Genomic DNA, 19,716 nt, shown 5'->3' with positions numbered 1-19,716 from the left:
AACAAAAAATAATACCCACAAATTTTACATGTTAAAAATTAAGATAACAATCACTATCTGAATCAAAAATTAAACATTATATATTACAAAAAAGGGCTGTTGAAAAAACTAGTTATTTGCAACTGCCCCTTTATCTATATTTTACTTATCCAAATTTTCAATTATTTTTTTCATAATATATCCATTTTCGTCAACATTAAAATTACTTTTTATCGTTATTACATAATATCCATTATTTTTAGCTTTGAACTCTCCAACCATTTCTCTAGTTTCACTTGAATACATCAATAAATCTAAACCATCCATTTTATAAAGCTGAGATCCTCCAAACTCTGAATACATACTATAAAATGCATTTGGCTCAAATTCTTCAGCAACAGGAATAATAGTTACAACATACTCATTTTGTGAATGTTTGAATGTAACAGCTATATTGCTATCTCCCTCTTCATGTGAAACTTTAGCATCTCTGGAAACTTTAAGGGAATATAGTTTTTCATCTTTTTTAGGAATGATATACTCTTTATCTTTAGCAAAATCAGCATCAACTATTGATTTAAAATCTTTGCTTACATTAGAATCATCAAAAGTCATCGCCTTAGAAAAATCTATTTTTTTCACTTCTTTTTTAGGTTTATTTTGGGGCATACATCCAACCATCAAAAACACTAAAAAAATAATTGATAATATTTTATATTTCATACTTTCCTCTAATCTAAAATATATTTTTCAATATAATATGCTACCCCATCTTCATCATTAGTTTTTGTTATAAAATCTGCATTTTCTTTTAATTCATCAATAGCATTTCCCATAGCAACTCCAGTACCTGCCAATTTTATCATAGTAAAATCATTTCCTTGATCACCAAATGCAATTGTATCTTCAATGCTATATCCCAATTTTTCAGCTACCTCTACTAACGTTTCCCCCTTTGAAACATTTTTAGGCATAGCTTCAAAATAAAATGGCTCAGAATATACAAATTCAAAATCATCCTTAAATTTATCAAAAATATTTTTAGATGGTTCCGTCATTTTTGAAGCATCTTGTGTAAACAAAATATTATTTGGCTTAAAGTCTATTGAATCTACAAGGTTAGGTACATATTTTAGTAATGTATCATTCTTAATTAATACATCATCTAAATTATATGTAGATAAATTATCTGTATAAACTATATTATTAAAATAAATAACAAAATAAATATCCTGTGTTTTAGAAAATTTAAGCATTTCCTTCATTTTGTCGAAATTTAATGTATGATTTATAATAACTTCATTTGTTTTAACGTCTGTTACAACGGCGCCATTGTAATTACAAATATACCCTTCATATTTGTCTAACTCTAATTCTTTATAGTATTTTTCAACACCTTTTGGTGAACGACCGGATGAAATCATAATTTTATAGCCTTGCTTTTGAGCTTCAATTAAAGTTTTTTTAGTTCTTTCAGATATTTCATGTTTACTGTTTATAAGTGTGCCATCAATATCTATAGATATTAATTTTTTCATTTTTTCTCCTATTTTAATACATATTTTTCCAAATATTTAACAATCCCATCTCTATTATTTGTATCAGTAACATAGTCTGCCTTTTCAAGTAATTCTTTTGAAGAATTTTTCATAGCAACACCTGTTCCACATAAGGTAATCATCGAAATATCATTTCCATAATTACCAAATGCAATAGTATCTTCTCTCGGTATACCCAACGTTTCAGCAACCTTTAAGACACTTTGCCCTTTAGAAGTATTTGCTGGAGTTATTTCTATAGAAACTGGAGATGAAAAACTAATTTCTAGCTTATTGTTAAATTTAGCTTCTATTAATTTTCTCGTTACTTTCAAATTTTTCATTGAATCGTTTAATAAAATTTTATTTACCGAAAAATTGATTTTATCAAAGTGTCTATCATCTTTAATGACATTTTGTCCTATTGCCTTTCGATAAAGCCTAAACAGCCATTTGCTATGATAATTCGTATAAAGATTTTTATCATGTAAAATTGAATAATCTACACCAAGTTCATCTATAAATTCAATAATTTCTTTAAGCAAATCAATCTCAAACTTTGTATCTAAGATTATTTCATTAGTTTTTATATTTGTAATTAATCCTCCATTGAAATTAGATATGAATCCTCCATATTTATCAACTTTAACCGTTACAGCGTGCTTTAATGAAGATTCAAAAGGACGTCCTGTTGCAATCATAACTACATGTCCTTGTTGTTGAGCCTTTTCCAAAGCATCAATTGTTCTTTTAGTTATTTTTTTTCTCCAATTTAGTAGTGTTCCATCCAAATCTAACGCTATTAATTTTCTCAATTCTAACTCCCATATTTCTTTTAATACTTTTATTTTAACACAAAATACAAATCTTATTAATTAAATCAAAATAAGAATTGAAAATTTAAAAATCCTATTGCTAATAATATTATTAATAATGATATTAAAAATCTGAGCTAACCCATCTTTTTAACAATCTGTTTAGTTTAATATTACGCAACAGGATATTTTACATTTTATTCCAAATTATTCATCTTTTCCGGAGTATTCCTCTATTTTAACCCCTTCTAATTTACCTCTAGGATCTTCATGAGTAACATACTCTTTACCATTAGCGTCAAATAAATGCCAATGATCCCCATGAACTGATGCCTTAACAATTCCCTTATCCTTTAATTCATCAATTTTATAGAATCTCATGAGACTCAATCCTTTTTTAGAAGCATCTTTTTTATCTTCTTTTTTATTTAAATCAATACTTTTTTCTTCACCATCGTGACTTCCTTCATATTTTCCCACTTTTACGTCAGGAAGAATTTGTGTAGGATCGTCATTTGTAATATATTCACTACCATCATCTAATTTTACATGCCAGTGATCCCCATGCTTATAAACGCCGACAATTCTTGAATTTATATCATCACCTATTGCCTCTTTACCGACACTTGGCTTATCAAAAAATTGTAAACTATTTCCATCTTTTAATAACACTTGATAAAATGCACCATATTTTCTATATGTATCTATATTATTTTGATCAAAATTTTCAATAATTTTTTTATCAAATGTTAGAAGTAATTTATTTCCTTCTTTATTTAATTCTTCATATTGTTTCTCATCCAAAGTAAATAATTTATCTCTATATTCTATATTATATTTTTTTACATTTTTAAATACTTTAACTTTTTCCTTTTTGCCATTAATGTATAGCTCTTGTTCTTTAATCTCTTCTTGATTATTAGTTTTATTTTCTGATAATTTATGAGAATCATTAGAGCATCCTACTATTAATATAAGAGTAAATATTAAAAAAGAAATATATTTTATTTTTTTCATCATTCCCCCTGTCTCATCATTTATATTTTAAAATGATAATCATTACCATTTAACTATATTCTGATTCAGGAAAATTGTCAATATGATATTTATGGAATAATCTATTGATTTCTTTAGAAAGAACAAAATTTACCCCAACTTTTTCAGTATTCTCTCTTTTGTTAGGCTCAGATCTAGTTTTTTCACATAAAATCTAAAATTTGTAACAATATGAATGGAGCTCCTCAAAGTTGGCACTTAAAACCCAACTTTGAGGAGCTCCGCTTAATTTAAAATCCACACATTTGAGGTGCTTCATCTTCCTTATCTTCATCAAGTTTTTCTGTAACACCTTCTAAATTGTATACATCAAATTCAATTGTACCATCATCAAGTAAGAATGCTGGTATCCCAATTTTACCATCAGCTTTAGCTTGATCAAATTCACTTCTTGAATCTCTTAATGCTAAAAATTCTTTCATAAATCTTGTTTTAGCAGTAATGTCGATGTATTCTACCTCTATTTTATTTTTTCTTAACACTTTATCAGCATGAATTGTATCTCCACAAATCATTGTTCCATAAAATTTCATAATTCCTCCTATAGTTTTAATTCCTTCTTTATTTTTAATAAAAGTTCCTCATATTCTTCAGGATATCTATGTTTCAAAGCTAATGTATCAGTAGATAAAATCAGATCAACATAATTATCACTTAAATAAGTTAATTCCATTGTCTTAACCTTATCCCAGCTTATAAATTTAGCTAAAAAAGTTATATTTCCCGTTGTAATGATTCCTCTCCTATTAAATCCCTTACTTATAATACCCGAAATTGCAAATAATAATAACAATATTCCCAAAATATAATTATAAAAATTATAACTTGTAAAACTTATAGCCACAAATAATAATATCGCCATTATTAAAAATGAAATATAATTAGATTTTGTTATTGCAGTTTTATATTGAATATCTACGTATTTTACTAAATTATAAACAATTCCTATCGATAAAAATATTATCAAAATTATAATAATCATATTAACTCCTATATTTTTATTTATTATAACATAAATTTGTTTAATATTTTTAATTTGGGTATAATTAAAATGTAAGTAATATTCCTAAATAAAATTTTATGAAAGAGGTATAAATTATGAAAAAATTAAACACATATTTAGCAAATTTAGCATTTGGAAACGTAAAATTACACAACTTACACTGGAACCTAGAAGGTAGCCAATTCAAACAAGTACATGAATATTTAGAAGTACTTTACGATGAAGGATTTGAATATATAGATGAAGTTGCAGAACTATTAAAAATGCAAGGTACAACTCCTCTATCATCAATGAAAGAATATGTTGAAGAAACAACATTAGAAGATTTAGAACAAAGATCATTTACAGATAGAGAAGCTATTGAATTAGCATTAGAATATGTAGAAGAAATGAATAAATTCGCTTTAGAAGTAAGAGAATCAGCTGACGAAGAAGGTAACTTCTACGTAGCAAACATGATGGAAGATCATTCAACAGCTTACTTAAAACATGAATGGTTCTTATCAAGCATGTTAAAAAACTTAAAATAATAGTTAAATAATTAAATAAACAAAAACTGCGAAGAAATAACTATAAGTAATTTTGAACTGACCTCCTTTAGTTAGTTTTTTGGTCTAACTTTATGGGGTCACCTTATTTCATCGCAGTTTTTTATATCTATTTTTCATATTCATCTAAGAATGAATGTCTTTCCCCATCATCTATATAGCCCAAAATCGCTTTGATACCGACATTTTCAGCAGATTTAAAAATTGATTTTTCAACATTTGGATTTGTCTTTTTCATATTTTCTATAAGGTCTTTGATATTTGCCCTTTGGCTATCTTTTTCTTTTTTTGTAATAGGACAAGCTTCATCCATCGGCACAATTCCTGCATTATTAATCCATCTAATGATATCTCTTTCTTCAACAAGATATAACGGTCTAATAAGCTCAAGTCCTTCAAAATTTTGACTTTTTATTTTAGGAAGCATTGATCTATATGCTCCAGCCCATAAAACATTTAGCATGATTGTTTCAATCACATCATTAAAGTGATGTCCCAATGCAAGTTTATTACAACCTAATTCTTTAGCCTTACTATATAAACTTCCCCTCCTCATCCTAGCACACAGATAACAAGGACTGTCCTTCGCAACCTCTGAAACCACATCAAATATATTAGTTTCAAAAACTTTAACCGGAATTTCCAAATATTCACAAATTTCTTTTAATTTTTTCCTATCATTTGGTCTAAATCCAGGATCCATCGCAATATATTCAACTTCAAATTTAACTCTTGAAAATCTTTGAAGCATTTGAAGCATTTTTGCTAAAAGAAGTGAATCTTTTCCACCACTCATTCCTACTGCTATTTTATCACCATCTTCTATTAATTTATATTCATCTAGCGCTTTCAAAAACTTTGAAAAAGTCTCTATCTTGTATTTTTTTTGAATAGATCTTTCAATTTCTTTTAAGGAAATCGCATTTTCTAAGTGTGATTTATCCATAATTCTCCCTTTACTAAATTCCTAATATTTTACTATTATAAACAAAATTATCTTGTAAATCTAGTTTTTCATACATTAAAGAAATTTCCTTAACTTTATCTAAAACTCTTCTGTCAGGTGTTTTTTTCTTTTGAATTACAAAAACATCTGTAATAAAAGTTATCAAGTAATTCATTGATTTAGGATAACTTTTTACATAATCATAAAGATCCATATCCAATATGAAATCAAATTTTTGTTTTTCATATTTTGGTAAAGTATTAAATAATTGATAAGCATCAGATTTATCAGAAATATTTATCAATATTTGAATAATAAATTCCAATTCGTCCGATTTCAATTTTGTAGGCAGATTATTTAATCTATTAAAAATAAACTCTCTAATCCAAACTTCCCACATAATCAATTTATTTTCTTCACTATTTTCACGTAAATAATTTACTAAAACATTATAAAATACAGTTACATCATCTTTTTTTAATAAAAATATATTTGGAATATAATTATCTAGTGGATTATCAGTTATATTTAACATATGTTTAGAATAAGATTTTACAAATTCTCGATAATATTTCAAATCCTTTAATTCACTAATTCTTCTGATAGCAGATTGAAAATTTTCATCCATCAAAATTGAAATTTCAGGATATATACGTGAAAATGTCAAAAATCCCTTCCATGCAATTTCAAATTCCATAGAATTTTTACTGCTAAATATATCAACCAAATTCTCACAAGTCCAATCTTTATCTATTGTATAAAGAATTGACAAATTACCAATTATCACAAATTTTGAATCCTTAGCTTCAATATTATTAAGTAAAGAAAGAATATTTTTCTCCATAAATAATTTTACTTCTTCATTATTTAGATTAAATTCATAATTTTTTTGAGTAATTCTTATATAACAATGTGCAATTACCCCATAAGAAGAATTAAATGTAATATCAGACCATGCCAATAGTTTATTAGGATTGTAGTTTTTAGCATTTTGTATCAACTTTATTAAAAATTCTACCAAAATATAAATTTTATCCTTATATTTTTCAAAATCATTTTTTTCAATAATTCTTTTTACAAATAAAGATAAAATATATGTTTGTTCTTTAAGAATTTTAGCATCATCAAACTTTTTCAAAACATCGTCAAGCTTAGTTAATACATTCTCATTTTCACTCAATCCCTTAATTAAATAGTCCCAAATATCAGAATTTAACTTATCTTCAGATATTAGAACATCTATAACATTCATTGCAAAATCATAATTTTTAATAGAAATTTCTGATATATCTTTTAATATTGACATTCTGGATTTATTTGTTCCTTCATAATTTAGGATATATTTGATATTTTCAGCAATATTAGATTCTAAATCAATTTTTGTAATATTTCTTATCCCTCTTGTATTATTTTCATATTTACTTAAATATTCATGGTCACCGTTTGGATTAAATTTCTTAATTAAATAAGCAATTTCCTCTTTTTCCCAATCATACAATTTCCTACTATCATCAAATAAACTAAATAGATCTTCTTTATTTCTAAGTATATAAGCATATGAACTCATTCTTCTAAGAATCGTTATATATGATTTTTCATATCTTTTAATCCAAATATTTAACTCACAAATATCTTTCAACTTAGTAGCAATTTGCTTCATAACATTTATATACGCATCAATTTCAGTATTAACATCTTCATTTTTAAATACGTCAAAAATTGAAAAAGTAAGATCTATGCTGCCTAAAGGCTTTTTATTGTATAAATTAACTATTTGATTTGTCATAAAATACAACAAGTCTATCAAATATTCATCTGAAAAATCTGAAAATAATTTCCAATATTTAAGGATCGTATTTTTACCAGCAAAAGTAGTTGCATTTATCTCTATTTGCTTATTTCCACCATCTATTTCTAAAAAGTTAGAAAGTTTTCTATAATCATAGTTAAATTTGATCAGATTTTTAAATACCTTTAATTTATAATATTCTAATTTTGTTTTCGATAATCTTTCTGCTATTTTTTCAATAATTGAAATATCCATTTTTTCCAATTTAGTAAAAGATAAAAGTTGTTCAATTTTATCTTCACTTATATTTTCAAATTCATCAATAATCATCTTTTGAAAATGTAGATTTAGTTTAAAATTATTTTTAACACATAGATACTTAAATTCGTCAAAATCTTTCCCCATGAAATTTCTCAAAATCCATTTACCAAAAATATAATCAAAATCTGTAAATTCTTCATTCTTAAATAAATTAGATAAATAACCCTTATAGTTAAAATAAATTAACCACCCCAAATTATTTACATTTTTCAAAAACTTATCCATTAAATGAATATCATTTAAAATATGTTTTAATTCCTCATCAGTTTGAAGATCCAAAAAACTTGGATTCGAGCTTGAAATTTCTGTAATTCTACTTTCCCAAGAAAATGCATCTCTGTTTATAAACTCTATAATCTTACTTATAGCTTTATACACAGTTTCATAATCACCATCTTTATGTAAAATTGGTGTAACTCCTAATGAAGATACTGTACCTACAAGACTTTCCTCAATAAATATGAATCTCTTTGATTCATCTAAATCAGGGATTGCTCTTGTAAAATATCGCATAATCAAATCATTATAGCTATATCCAACAAATAATACTACATATTCCGAATTAAATAAATCTGATAAAAATTTTGTCACATTTGAATGATACATATATACTTTTCCAAAATCCTTATCCGTAATTACAATATTTTTAGGATCATCTACAATTCCGTGTATATGCACGATTCCACTAAAATCATCTCCATATGGCAATGCAGGATTTGAATAAACATTAACATTAAGCCCTTTTTCTTCACAAACTTTTTCAAACATTTTATCATAATTTGTAGTTACAATCTTAATTTTCTTACGTCTTCCAAATAGGTCAACTAAGGCTTTATGCCAATTATTAAATTGTAGATCATCCCTTGAAAACATATCTGCGACACTTGTATGAACAAGGGCATTTTCATTTTCAATTTTTCCCAAATATTGATCATTTTGATTAAAACTATCATCATAAGTTATAAAATTTTTAAACCTTCCCTTTGAAAAAAATGCAACTAAATTATTAAAACTTGGTAAATTTGTAGGAGCATCAACCGACACTCCAGCTCCAGCAAATATTACAAGCTTATCATCTCTCAATGCATCTATTATTTTATTAGGGATTTCTATGCCATGTAAATTCATATATTCTCCATTTCCTATTCTTCAAGTAGACAGTAGATAATGTTTTTGTAAAGTATATTTTACAAAATTTATTAAAAATTGTTTTTTGTTAATTACACTTTACAAAAATTATCATATTGCATTTTTTATAAATTACACTTTACAAAAATATCTTATATAGCACAATAACAATTATAAAAACAATCCAAATAATTATACCAATGTAATCTTTATTATTTATCTTTTCCTTAATATCAATAAATGAGTATATCGCAAGAAAAATTAGTGCTACTGCAAGAAATAAAATTAATAAACTTCCTAAAATACTAAAAAGCGTTTCTGGATATTTAGTTTTTGATATATACAATATGATACCTGTTATTAATGTCATTCCAAAAAATATCAAAAATAACTTTTGTACTTTATTCTTAAACATAATTTCTCCTTTATAAAAAGTATGATTTTATATTATTATAACACAACAAAAAATAGATTTAGCCAGTTACGACTAAATCTATTTTATTATCTTTCAACTTTTCCAGAAGCATCCCCTTTTGAAATTTTTAATATTTCATCTCTTGTACAAATATTATAATCTTCCATTACTGTATGCTTAAACGAAGAACACGCTATTGCAAATTCTAATATATCTCTACTTGATGAATTATGTAAATATTCTGATAAAAATCCTGCTGTATAGGCATCACCCGCACCAATCCTATTTGCAATCCTGATATTATGTTTTTTTGAAACTAATAAATCATTTCCATCATATAAAAGTGCGTACAACTTATTGTCTGAAGCTGATTCTGACTCTCTTATCGTGCTTGTAATTAATTTAATACCATATGATTGTTTAAGCTCCTCAAATCCTTTCTTTACTTCATCTAAGTCCACTTCGTTAGTTTCCCAATCAACACCTTTAGGAATATAACCAATTAAAATATCAACATCTGGTAATATATCTTCTAAAAATTTAATACTTTCTTCTCTCTCCCAAAGCATTTTTCTATAATTGTAATCATAACTTACTAAACAACCATTTTCTTTCGCTTTCTTTATAGCAAATTTTGTCAATTCTTGACATTCTTTTGAAATAGCAGCTGTTATTCCTGATATATTAAATAAGTCACAATTTTTAAAGATATAATTAAAATCATATTCTTCTAAATTCGATTTTGAAAATGAAGAATTTTTTCTATCATATATAACTTTTGAAGATCTCATAGAAACCCCAGGTTCAACATAATACACACCTATTCTATCTCCACCTCTAATAATATTTGAAGTATCAACTCCATAATACTTCAAAATATTAATCGCTGATTTTCCCCAATCATTCAAAGGCAATTTTGTTACAAATTTTGCGTTGTGTCCAAAATTAGATAATCCTATTGCAACATTCGCTTCTCCACCACCATAGTGAATTTCTAAATTATTCGCTCCTACAAATCTATCAAATCCTGTCGTGGATAGTCTCATCATTATTTCCCCTAAAGTCACTACATTTTTCAATTTTCACCTCCAAAAATACTTTTTTCTATATATTATTATATTATTAAAATGTTGATTTTTCAATATAATTAACTAGTTTACTAAAATTTATTAAAATGATATAATTTAATTAAATAAATCATACAAGGAGAAAAATATGGATATACTAGAAAGATTTAAAAATTGTGGAATAATCCCCGTAGTAGTACTAAAAAATATAGAAGATGCTGTACCTCTTGCTAAAGCTTTATTAAAAGGAGGAATTAACGTTGCAGAAATCACATTTAGAACTAAAGCTGCTATTGATAGTATTAAAGAAATTTCAACAAAAGTTCCTGAAATGCTTGTTGGTGCAGGTACAATATTAAATTCCAAACAAGCAATAGACGCTATTAATGCTGGAGCAAAATTTATTGTTTCTCCAGGTTTTGACAAAAACGTAGTAGAAACTTCTAAAAAAAATAATGTCACCGTTATTCCCGGTACTGTTACTCCTTCAGAAGTAATGCAGGCAATAAATTCAGATTTAACAGTTGTAAAATTTTTCCCAGCAGGAAATTATGGAGGATTAAAAACTATTAAATCATTATCCGCACCATTTGGAAATCTTCTATTCATGCCAACAGGATCTGTTAATATAAATAATTTAAGAGAGTATTTAGAATTCGATAAAATTATTTCTGTTGGAGGATCTTGGATATGTGATAAAAAGCTTATCGAAGAAAAAAATTGGGATGAAATCACAAGATTATGTTTAGAAGCAAAAAAAATACTAAAAGAAGTTAGAAAATAACAACTAATTTATAAATTTTTTATAAAATGATAAAAAGGAGCTGTTGCAAAATAAAATATAGTCATTAAATTAAAAAATTTAATAAAAACATAAAACTAGGAGGTAGTTGAAAAAATAATTATTTTTGCAACTCCCCCCCCCTTTTTTAGTAATATATAATGTTTAATTTTTGATTCATATAGTGAGTGTTATCTCAATTTTTAACATATAAAATTTGTGGGTATTATTTTTTATTAAAAAATTATCTCAATTTTTAGAAATTAAATTTTGATGGTATTTTTTTAATCCAATTTTTATCTCATTTTTGATAATTTTCAATTTGTTGGTAATTTTCATTAATAAATTTTGATGTTTTTATGCCATTTCATCGTCTCATTTTTTTATCTATTATTTGCGATAACTTTAATATTAATTTTCATTATCTCATTTTACTTAATCTTATTTATGCGATAATTTTGATACTAATTTTTATTATCTCATTTTGTTCAATCTTATTTTTGAGATTATTTTCTTATTAGGATAACTGAAAAATACCTATAATCCGAACACATAAAATGACATTTTGCAACAATCTCCTTTTTTTAATTAAAATATATTTACAAATTATATCCCCATAACTCAAATTGGGTTAATGCGGCAAAATCTCCTTCTTCTCCTTTAATCAGATTTTTCACTACGACCCATGAAATTTCTTTTTGTTCAATATCAAAATATTGAGTTTTCGACGTTTTTTCTAAATTAATTTTAATCTCAGTATCATCAGAAAAATATACCGTTAAATTTTTCCAATAAATATCATGAGGAAAATCCGCTCTTAATGTAATTCCTAATTTATTTACTTTTATATCTCTACCAAATTCAATTTTTAATTCTGCATCATCTTTTTGGTTTGTACCCCATGATTGATATGGATATACACCATGGTCATCATTTGCATAAATTCCATCTATTGCATTTTTCGCCATAAACGCCGGCCTTGAAGTTCCAGAATTTGTAGAAGCAAAAGGATAAATATTTTGATCAAAATCTAATGCGTGTCTATTTTTACTTAAATTTTGATAAGATTTTATTTCCGACTCATTAGGATATCTTGCACTTATTAAAACCGATTTTCCTAAGAAAGCTGTATCTTTCATAGCTTCTTTTTCTGTCCCGAAAGGAATTTTATATATAAACTCCGTTGTATCACCAAAATATATCATTGATTCATCAAAAGTTTCATCCAATTTAACACATAAAAAAGTATTTTTTTCTGAAACGGAAACTTTTATGTAATCTCCAGTATTATATTCTAGAGTCCTAGTGGCAAGTATAATTTCATTTTCTCCAGTAACTAACATTTTTTTATTTTTCGTGCTAGAAACGGCATGTCTTATCTCATCATTAATATCAAAAATCCCTACTGTAATCATAAATTTCTCATTTCTATATTTTTAGATTTGTACTCTCATTCCAATTTACGTGACAATCTAAAGTGTGTTGATGCAGTTTTTCATCATCATTTTTAATTAAATCAATTAAAATTCTTGCAGTTTCTTTACCCTCATCATAAGCAGGCTGAACAATTGTAGAAATACTTGGATTTGTAAAATTAGTCCATTCAGTATTATCAAAACCTAAAAGTCCAACCTTAGGAGAATATTTCATGTAATCTTGTAAAGCAGTTCTTACCTTCTGTAAAGCCCAACAATTAGGAACAAAAATTAAAGAATTTTTATTTAAATCAATATTTGAATTTAAAAATTTTCTTATTTCTTCAACATCTGTTACATTATCTTCTATAACAAGATTTTTATATGTCAATCCTCTATTGTTTAAGGCATCTATAAAACCTTGAGATCTTTCCAATCTAGTACTTAACATGGATGGATCTGCCGCTATTAAATAAAAATCTTCATATCCCCTATCAACGCAACTATTTATAGCATTATAAACCGCATCAATATTGTTTGTCTTAACCCAATTATTTTCCTTATCATACAATTTAGAATCAAAGAAAACCATAGGTTTATTCAATCTTGTTATTTTTGATGAAATCTTTACAAAATTAGTTGTAGGTTGAATAATAAAACCATCAACCCCCATTTGCAACATTCTATCAATGTATTTTTCTTCTGTTGCTGGAGAATAATTACTATTACCTACTATAATTTGATAGCCATTTTTGCTAGCCATCTCTTCTATACCCTTAACAATCTGATTAGAAAATACATTTGTAATATCTCCTATCAATACACCTATTAAGTTTGATTTTTTCAAATTTAAAGATCTTGCTAATCTATTAGGGACAAAATTTGTAATATCAATTACTTTTTTTATCCTATCATAAGTTTCTTTTGACATTTTATCCGTTCTTCCATTTAAATAAAAAGAAACTGTCGTCTTAGAAGTATTTGCCATTTCAGCAATATCTTTAATAGTTAATTTCCGTGTCATTTCTTCCTCATATTTTACGATTTTATTCTATAAAATTTATTATCTATATTATCTATAATAACACATTTTCCCCTAGTTAATATATCATTTTGATCAATTTTTAATATTTTACTCCCCGTAATTATGGGTTCTGTATTGATATTTAAACTATACTCTTTTTCGTCATTAATTTTCCAAATAAAAGATCCTTTTAAATTATCCTTTTTATTAGTTTGTCTAATTTTCATAGCATTTATGGTTATACTTTCATCATAGAACACTGTAGAAATATATAATTCATCTTCAAAAAAGTCTTCTCGATATATCATTTTTGATTTATCAATCTTATTATATTTTTTTGAAATAATAGTATCTTTATAACTATATCTTTCTTCATTTAATATTTTCAATCCATTTTCACTCAATTCTTTAATATTATCATCCAAAATAAATCTAATATTTGATTTATGCTTACCTTTCATTTTAACTTTATCCACAATGAATAGACATTTATCTTTAAACTTTATTACATATCTAGTGTGAATGTAGCTTCCCCCTTTTATCTCTCCACGAATTGATGATTCTATATATTGTGCAATATCATTTTCTTTAAATTCTAATGATATTGGTTCAGGATATCTACTATAGTCCCAAGATCCAGTAACTATTTCAGGACATTCATCATCAATAATCAATGAGGAATGTGCATTCATACTCTTAAAATAATTTCTGTAAAGACCATCAACATATGTAAATCTTCCAGAATCAATTACAATAGGTTCTCCTTTATAATAAAAACACAAACTATTCAAATCACTGTGAGTATGAGAGCTTCCCATTACACCATTCTTGAAATATAAATAAAAATTTTTGTCTTTCAAAAATATTTGTCCACTATCTTTATATACTTTACTAGATTTTTCAACTAGTTTAGATTTTATATTTTCAAAATCAGCTATCATATTCTCTGTAAACATAAAATAACTTAAAATATCTGGATGAACAAATGATTTTTCCTTAAATCTATCATCCTTCCAAAATATAGACATCCATGTCATGATATCCCTCGTATCAATAACATCTGAATCACCTATAGAAAATTGTAAATTATCTGGTCCAGTCACATAATATACATATTCAGCCATTTTATACAATTTATCACTCAAAATATTAAAATAATTATCACTACTAATTAACAAATTAAAATAATAAACCATAACATCTACATGATACATGCTAGATTGTTCCCATTGAGTTCCATCATCATATATCGATATATTAACATTTATTTCCAGTGCTTTTTCAAAAAAATCTATTATTTTTTTATCTAAAATTTTATCATATAAAGAGTTAAATATTAAAACCGCCGCTATCTGTATACTTCCCCAATTACTCAAATAATATCTATCTTCAAAATTTTCATATAAAAAATTAATTTGCTTTACTATACTTTCTTTAATAATTTCCTCTTCATGATTGGTAAATAAATTATATTTAGAACTATTTCTTAATAAAAACGTCCACTGATAAATCCTTATTCCAGTATCTAGAGTTCTAGAGGAATTTTTATACTTCTGCATTTCATCTAAATCTGTTATTTTTTCAAATATATGTTGTTTTATTTTTTCTAAATATTTAACATCATTTTCAACTACGTAACTTATAAACAAATCAATTAGATATTCTTGTCTATTAAGCATAAAAGCCCATTCTGGATCATTATTATGAACTTTATTCCAATTAAAGTCTGAAAAATCAACTATATCTTCACATCTTTCCATAGCCCAGTTATTTACAAATCTTATCTTGTCTTTAAGAAATAAATCAGAATTCTCTTTAATAAACGCATATTCATTTATATTATATTTTTTTATTCTATTTATAATATCTTGCTTTTTCAAAATTTACCCTCATTTCTAAAAAAATAAATGGTGTTGAAAATGTATCACACTCTCAACACCATATTTTAAGTTTATTTTATTATGCTAAAATTCCTGTTACACTACCTAAAATACCTATTGCAACAATAAGTAATACAAGTTTATATGTGCTCCACTTTTTATTTTTAATTAACCAATAGATAAAGAATGTAAATAATATTGGTAATAATGCTGGTGCAATTTTATCCATCATACCTTGAATAGAAAGTATTTGTTGTTTAACACCTTCTTCAACTTTTCCAGCAGCTAATTGAATTGGAATATTTATTTTTACAAATGTTGCTGCTAAACCAGCGATTACTGTAACCCCGATAATATTTGCTACTCTTGAAACTGTAGCCATCTTATCACTCATCTTATCAATAATGCTTGTACCAACTTTATATCCATAAGAAGCATTTAATACTTTAATAATTGTTAAAATAGCATTAATTACTACAAAGAATAAGATTGGTCCTAAAATTAAACCTTGTCCAGCTAATGAAGCTGCTATTGTTGACATTAATGGTGCAATCATAAATTGTGATAATGAATCACCAATACCTGCTAAAGGTCCCATTAAAGCCATCTTAATACCACGAATTTCATCATCTGTTCTGTTATTTTCCAACATTACCATATGCATACTTGTAATAAATGGTACAAAATGTGGATTTGTATTGTAAAATTCACAGTTATCTTTTAATACTTCACATAATTTATCTTTATCATTTCCGTATTTTTTCTTTAATGCAGGATATAACATATTTGCATATCCTAAACCTTGGAAATTACTGTAGTTAAAACCATTTTGTAAGAAGAAACCTCTTAAACCGGTTTTAATATAATCTTTTAATGTCCATTTAGATCCAGTCATCTGTTCCTCCTTCATTTGTTTCTGTTGTTTCAACAACAACTTTTGGTTTATTGTATAATTCATTCAATGCAAAGATTGTACCAACTAAAGCTATACCAATTACTGGTAATTGGAAATATGCTGCTAATACATACCCTAAAATTACAAATGGTATAACTTCTTTCTTTACCATTGTAGCTAATATCATAGCAAAACCTATCGCTGGTAACATCTTACCTGCTATTGTCAAACCTTTCATTAACCATTTTGGAATGTAATCTACTAATGATGTTAATGTGCTCATTGATACAGCACCTAAAATACCTAAAGCTAAACCTATTAGTGCAAATAACCAAATTGTTGCGTTAGCTTCAAATTTAAATCTTGATAAATTTCTTTCTTCTAAAGCTTTAATAGCTGCTCCTTGAGCTCCTGATCTTACTGTATATGCTGCTGTTTGTAAAAATTGAATTGCAACAGCGATTGGTGTAGATAGTGCTAAAGCAGCTTCTGGAGTAATTGCTCCTTTACTTGTTATTGCCATCAAAGTACCAAATATCCCCGGTCCAATTGGGTTTGGTGGAACTGATCCCCCTGGTCCAACCCCGAATCCCATATATGCTAATTCAGAAATAGCGCCTACTGAAAGAGCTGTTTGCATATCACCAGTGATAACACCTACACCGAATGATAATACAATACATCTATTGGAATAAATACCTAGAAGCATACCTGATAAACAGAATGCTGTCCATAAACCAATTAAAATTGCTTGAATTAATGATAATTCCATTCTTCCCTCCTATATGTAATTTAATATATTAACTTCTTTACCACCATCATCACCATTTGGTGTTGTCTTAGTATTGAAGGTTAATCCAAATTCATCATGCAATTCTCTAAGCATTTTCTTTTCTTCATCACTTAGATTAATAAATCTTGAGATACATTCTCTATTTGGTGCAGCATGAATATTACCAATATTTAATTCTTTAATTGGAACTCCACCTTTTACTAATCTATAAGCATCTTTAACATCTTTAATGATTATAAAAATACTTTGCTTAGGATTTGCCTTTCCTATGATGTCAATTACTTTCTGAACATCATAAAATCTAACAAAAACTGATTTTGGGACTACTGTTGTCATAAGTGTTTGTTGCAATTTATCATTGCAAACTTCATCATTAGCAACTATTACTGTGTTGCATCCTAATGATTTCAACCACATTTGACCTTGTCCATGAATCAATCTTTCATCTATTCTTGTCATTACTATGTTAGGTTGTGTCATATTTCCTCCTACCAATAAATTTCCCAATCTTTATAAAATCTTATTAGAGCTTCTACGTAGTAGTAATCACCCCAAATATTTCCTTCATCTACTCCTTTTCCACTATGCCATGAATATACTCCATGATCTAGTAAAGGTGCCCCTTCAACTTTATCTATATTTGCATATTTTTCAATCAAAGATCTTAACATTACATGCATTGCTTTTTTGTACACTTCTTTTTCAGCATATACTTCAGGCATATATTTTAACATCTCATGTATTCCACATACAGCAATAGCGGTAGCAGATGAATCTCTACTATGTCCACTTCCATCTGAAAAAATTAAATCCCAATAAGATACATTGTCTTCTGGTAACCTGTTTAAAAAATAATTTGTAACAGCCTTAAATACATTAAAAATCTTTTCATCTTTTAATTTTCTATAACTCAATGAACTTCCATAAATTCCCCAAGCTTGTCCTCTAGCCCAGCTAGAATCATCACTAAATCCTTGTCTAGTAACTCCTTTTAATGGTTGTCCTGTTTCCGGATCAAAATAAAATGTATGAAATGTTGAAGCATCATCTCTAATTACATTATTAACTGAAGAATAAAAATGTTTTTTTGCAATATCATAATATTTTTCATCTCCTGTTTTTTCAGAAGCAAAAAATAACAATTGTATATTCAATAAACAATCAATTATTAATCTGTAATTATCTTTTTTTCCTAATTCACCCCAAGCTTGAATAAACTGTCCTTTTTCTTGATATCTTTCGATAAGTTTATCCGCCGCCTTTATAGATGCTTCTAAAGCTTCCTCATTTTTATTTATTCTATATTCCGCCATACAAGACGGAGTATATAAAAATCCTAAATCATGATGATCAAGCTCAATTCTCTTATTTACTCTATCTAAAAATGACAAAACATTTTTATGAGCAATTTCTTTAATAGTTTCATCTTTAGAATATTCATAAAGCATCCACAAAACACCTGTCCAAAAACCATTTGTCCATTCGGTATTATCCATTATTGGATAAATGTTTTCTTTTGTAGCAGGTGTTGGGTAATTTTCACCAAAATACTTTAAATTAATTTTAGTCTTTTCTAAAGCTAAATCTAAAGCTTTTTTTACATCCTCTTTATTCAATAAATCAGAAGATAAAAATTCTTTATCTTTTTTTATATCTTCTATTTTTATATTTTTTATCATAATCCCCTCTAAATTCCATCTTCAAATGAATCGTCTTCATCAATACTTGGATTTAAGATATTTCTCAAATCATCTACTCCTGATATTGCAGCCGATTTAACGGAACTAGTTAATATGTCTATATCTTCTTCTGTTGAATTAAATACTGCTTCCAAAAGCATATTCAAATTCATACCAGTTACAACATTTAATTTTTTATCTGATGTTTCATTAATAACCATACTTGCCATCTTAAATGGTGTACCTCCTAAAAGGTCAGATAAAATTAAAACATTTTCTCTATCTTTTATGTATATTTCTATCTTTTCTTTTACATCTTCCTGTGACATACCTTCAAGAAAATTAATTACTCCAACATTTTCTTGTTTGCCAGCAATTAATTCCGCCGAACTTAATAGCCCTTCTGCATATCTGCCATGTGCTACTAGTAATATATCCATATACCCTCCATAACTTTTTTCAAACTAGTTTACTTGTATTTAGTATATTCATTAATTTTATAAATGTCAATATAATTTAAACATTTTTGAAAACACTTGCTCTAAAATATTAATTTTTTTTAATTTTTCATAAAAAAACGACTTAAAACATTGAAATTGCAATATTTATAAATTAATATATTTTTATTTTATAAATGTTATCAA

At 26.5% G+C, this 19,716-nt stretch carries 20 protein-coding genes; 2 read left to right on the top strand and 18 right to left on the bottom strand.

From position 1 onward, the window contains the following. Positions 1 to 141: 141 nt before the first annotated feature. From ABGF48_RS02720 to ABGF48_RS02695, 6 genes are all read right to left on the bottom strand, one after another. Positions 142 to 702 carry a hypothetical protein gene (locus ABGF48_RS02720; protein ID WP_408104823.1) on the bottom strand — a complete coding sequence of 187 codons (561 nt, stop codon included), beginning with the start codon at positions 700 to 702 and terminating at the stop codon, positions 142 to 144. An 8-nt stretch (positions 703 to 710) separates the two neighbouring features. Continuing rightward, positions 711 to 1,517 (bottom strand): Cof-type HAD-IIB family hydrolase, encoded by an 807-nt coding sequence (locus tag ABGF48_RS02715; RefSeq protein WP_408104822.1) that lies wholly within the window; start codon positions 1,515 to 1,517, stop codon positions 711 to 713. 8 nt (positions 1,518 to 1,525) lie between these two features. After that, a complete protein-coding gene (locus tag ABGF48_RS02710) occupies positions 1,526 to 2,332 on the bottom strand; it encodes a Cof-type HAD-IIB family hydrolase (protein ID WP_408104821.1) in 807 nt (268 codons plus the stop codon). Between the two features lie 207 nt (positions 2,333 to 2,539). Beyond that, positions 2,540 to 3,349: a hypothetical protein gene (locus tag ABGF48_RS02705; RefSeq protein ID WP_408104820.1), complete on the bottom strand. Its 810-nt coding sequence runs from the start codon at positions 3,347 to 3,349 to the stop codon at positions 2,540 to 2,542. Positions 3,350 to 3,618: 269 nt separating this feature from the next. Further along, the gene (locus tag ABGF48_RS02700; protein ID WP_408104819.1) at positions 3,619 to 3,921 is read right to left on the bottom strand and encodes a hypothetical protein; all 303 of its coding nucleotides are present in this window, start codon (positions 3,919 to 3,921) and stop codon (positions 3,619 to 3,621) included. Between the two features lie 8 nt (positions 3,922 to 3,929). Continuing rightward, positions 3,930 to 4,370 (bottom strand): hypothetical protein, encoded by a 441-nt coding sequence (locus ABGF48_RS02695; RefSeq protein WP_408104818.1) that lies wholly within the window; start codon positions 4,368 to 4,370, stop codon positions 3,930 to 3,932. Positions 4,371 to 4,486: 116 nt separating this feature from the next. Here ABGF48_RS02695 and ABGF48_RS02690 point away from each other — a divergent pair, with 116 nt between their 5' ends. Continuing rightward, entirely contained in the window at positions 4,487 to 4,921 is a 435-nt protein-coding gene (locus ABGF48_RS02690) for a Dps family protein (protein ID WP_408104817.1), read from the top strand. Between the two features lie 127 nt (positions 4,922 to 5,048). Here ABGF48_RS02690 and ABGF48_RS02685 read toward each other — a convergent pair whose 3' ends face one another. The 4 genes from ABGF48_RS02685 to ABGF48_RS02670 form a co-directional block, all read right to left on the bottom strand. Continuing rightward, positions 5,049 to 5,885 (bottom strand): tRNA 2-thiocytidine biosynthesis TtcA family protein, encoded by an 837-nt coding sequence (locus ABGF48_RS02685; RefSeq protein ID WP_408104816.1) that lies wholly within the window; start codon positions 5,883 to 5,885, stop codon positions 5,049 to 5,051. A 13-nt stretch (positions 5,886 to 5,898) separates the two neighbouring features. Next, positions 5,899 to 9,123, bottom strand: a complete 3,225-nt coding sequence (locus ABGF48_RS02680) for an SIR2 family protein (RefSeq protein ID WP_408104815.1) — start codon at positions 9,121 to 9,123, stop codon at positions 5,899 to 5,901. Between the two features lie 139 nt (positions 9,124 to 9,262). Next, positions 9,263 to 9,538: a hypothetical protein gene (locus tag ABGF48_RS02675; protein WP_408104814.1), complete on the bottom strand. Its 276-nt coding sequence runs from the start codon at positions 9,536 to 9,538 to the stop codon at positions 9,263 to 9,265. Between the two features lie 86 nt (positions 9,539 to 9,624). Then, positions 9,625 to 10,617, bottom strand: a complete 993-nt coding sequence (locus ABGF48_RS02670) for a sugar kinase (RefSeq protein WP_408104813.1) — start codon at positions 10,615 to 10,617, stop codon at positions 9,625 to 9,627. A gap of 136 nt (positions 10,618 to 10,753) precedes the next feature. Between ABGF48_RS02670 and ABGF48_RS02665 the strand changes: the two genes are divergently transcribed. After that, positions 10,754 to 11,389, top strand: coding sequence for a bifunctional 4-hydroxy-2-oxoglutarate aldolase/2-dehydro-3-deoxy-phosphogluconate aldolase (locus ABGF48_RS02665; RefSeq protein ID WP_408104812.1), 636 nt, complete (start codon positions 10,754 to 10,756; stop codon positions 11,387 to 11,389). A gap of 596 nt (positions 11,390 to 11,985) precedes the next feature. On the opposite strand, the gene ABGF48_RS02660 is transcribed toward ABGF48_RS02665, so the two are convergent. From ABGF48_RS02660 to ABGF48_RS02625, 8 genes are all read right to left on the bottom strand, one after another. After that, positions 11,986 to 12,801 (bottom strand): hypothetical protein, encoded by an 816-nt coding sequence (locus ABGF48_RS02660; protein ID WP_408104811.1) that lies wholly within the window; start codon positions 12,799 to 12,801, stop codon positions 11,986 to 11,988. A gap of 13 nt (positions 12,802 to 12,814) precedes the next feature. Then, positions 12,815 to 13,825: a LacI family DNA-binding transcriptional regulator gene (locus ABGF48_RS02655; RefSeq protein ID WP_408104810.1), complete on the bottom strand. Its 1,011-nt coding sequence runs from the start codon at positions 13,823 to 13,825 to the stop codon at positions 12,815 to 12,817. 14 nt (positions 13,826 to 13,839) lie between these two features. Next, the gene (locus tag ABGF48_RS02650) at positions 13,840 to 15,705 is read right to left on the bottom strand and encodes an alginate lyase family protein (RefSeq protein WP_408104809.1); all 1,866 of its coding nucleotides are present in this window, start codon (positions 15,703 to 15,705) and stop codon (positions 13,840 to 13,842) included. 79 nt (positions 15,706 to 15,784) lie between these two features. Next, positions 15,785 to 16,600: a PTS system mannose/fructose/sorbose family transporter subunit IID gene (locus ABGF48_RS02645; protein WP_408104808.1), complete on the bottom strand. Its 816-nt coding sequence runs from the start codon at positions 16,598 to 16,600 to the stop codon at positions 15,785 to 15,787. After that, a complete protein-coding gene (locus ABGF48_RS02640; RefSeq protein WP_408104807.1) occupies positions 16,587 to 17,372 on the bottom strand; it encodes a PTS mannose/fructose/sorbose/N-acetylgalactosamine transporter subunit IIC in 786 nt (261 codons plus the stop codon). Before ABGF48_RS02640 ends, ABGF48_RS02645 begins: the two co-directional genes overlap by 14 nt. Positions 17,373 to 17,381: 9 nt before the next feature. Then, positions 17,382 to 17,873, bottom strand: a complete 492-nt coding sequence (locus ABGF48_RS02635; RefSeq protein ID WP_408104806.1) for a PTS sugar transporter subunit IIB — start codon at positions 17,871 to 17,873, stop codon at positions 17,382 to 17,384. Between the two features lie 8 nt (positions 17,874 to 17,881). Continuing rightward, positions 17,882 to 19,072 carry a glycoside hydrolase family 88 protein gene (locus ABGF48_RS02630; RefSeq protein WP_408104805.1) on the bottom strand — a complete coding sequence of 397 codons (1,191 nt, stop codon included), beginning with the start codon at positions 19,070 to 19,072 and terminating at the stop codon, positions 17,882 to 17,884. Between the two features lie 8 nt (positions 19,073 to 19,080). Continuing rightward, a complete protein-coding gene (locus ABGF48_RS02625) occupies positions 19,081 to 19,512 on the bottom strand; it encodes a PTS sugar transporter subunit IIA (protein WP_408104804.1) in 432 nt (143 codons plus the stop codon). Positions 19,513 to 19,716 lie beyond the last annotated feature (204 nt).

Source organism: Helcococcus bovis, from assembly GCF_046035835.1.
GTDB classification, from domain to species: domain Bacteria; phylum Bacillota; class Clostridia; order Tissierellales; family Peptoniphilaceae; genus Helcococcus; species Helcococcus bovis.
Note: the sequence above shows the minus strand (reverse complement) of the source record. Positions and strands in the feature narration are given on the sequence as shown.

Coding starts and splice junctions, on each gene's coding strand:
- ABGF48_RS02675 (WP_408104814.1), bottom strand. CDS start 9,538: ATGTTTAAGAATAAAGTACAAAAGTTATTTTTGATATTTTTTGGAATG.
- ABGF48_RS02660 (WP_408104811.1), bottom strand. CDS start 12,801: ATGATTACAGTAGGGATTTTTGATATTAATGATGAGATAAGACATGCC.
- ABGF48_RS02665 (WP_408104812.1), top strand. CDS start 10,754: ATGGATATACTAGAAAGATTTAAAAATTGTGGAATAATCCCCGTAGTA.
- ABGF48_RS02625 (WP_408104804.1), bottom strand. CDS start 19,512: ATGGATATATTACTAGTAGCACATGGCAGATATGCAGAAGGGCTATTA.
- ABGF48_RS02700 (WP_408104819.1), bottom strand. CDS start 3,921: ATGAAATTTTATGGAACAATGATTTGTGGAGATACAATTCATGCTGAT.
- ABGF48_RS02685 (WP_408104816.1), bottom strand. CDS start 5,885: ATGGATAAATCACACTTAGAAAATGCGATTTCCTTAAAAGAAATTGAA.
- ABGF48_RS02695 (WP_408104818.1), bottom strand. CDS start 4,370: ATGATTATTATAATTTTGATAATATTTTTATCGATAGGAATTGTTTAT.
- ABGF48_RS02715 (WP_408104822.1), bottom strand. CDS start 1,517: ATGAAAAAATTAATATCTATAGATATTGATGGCACACTTATAAACAGT.
- ABGF48_RS02630 (WP_408104805.1), bottom strand. CDS start 19,072: ATGATAAAAAATATAAAAATAGAAGATATAAAAAAAGATAAAGAATTT.
- ABGF48_RS02680 (WP_408104815.1), bottom strand. CDS start 9,123: ATGAATTTACATGGCATAGAAATCCCTAATAAAATAATAGATGCATTG.
- ABGF48_RS02720 (WP_408104823.1), bottom strand. CDS start 702: ATGAAATATAAAATATTATCAATTATTTTTTTAGTGTTTTTGATGGTT.
- ABGF48_RS02690 (WP_408104817.1), top strand. CDS start 4,487: ATGAAAAAATTAAACACATATTTAGCAAATTTAGCATTTGGAAACGTA.
- ABGF48_RS02645 (WP_408104808.1), bottom strand. CDS start 16,600: ATGACTGGATCTAAATGGACATTAAAAGATTATATTAAAACCGGTTTA.
- ABGF48_RS02705 (WP_408104820.1), bottom strand. CDS start 3,349: ATGAAAAAAATAAAATATATTTCTTTTTTAATATTTACTCTTATATTA.
- ABGF48_RS02655 (WP_408104810.1), bottom strand. CDS start 13,825: ATGACACGGAAATTAACTATTAAAGATATTGCTGAAATGGCAAATACT.
- ABGF48_RS02635 (WP_408104806.1), bottom strand. CDS start 17,873: ATGACACAACCTAACATAGTAATGACAAGAATAGATGAAAGATTGATT.
- ABGF48_RS02640 (WP_408104807.1), bottom strand. CDS start 17,372: ATGGAATTATCATTAATTCAAGCAATTTTAATTGGTTTATGGACAGCA.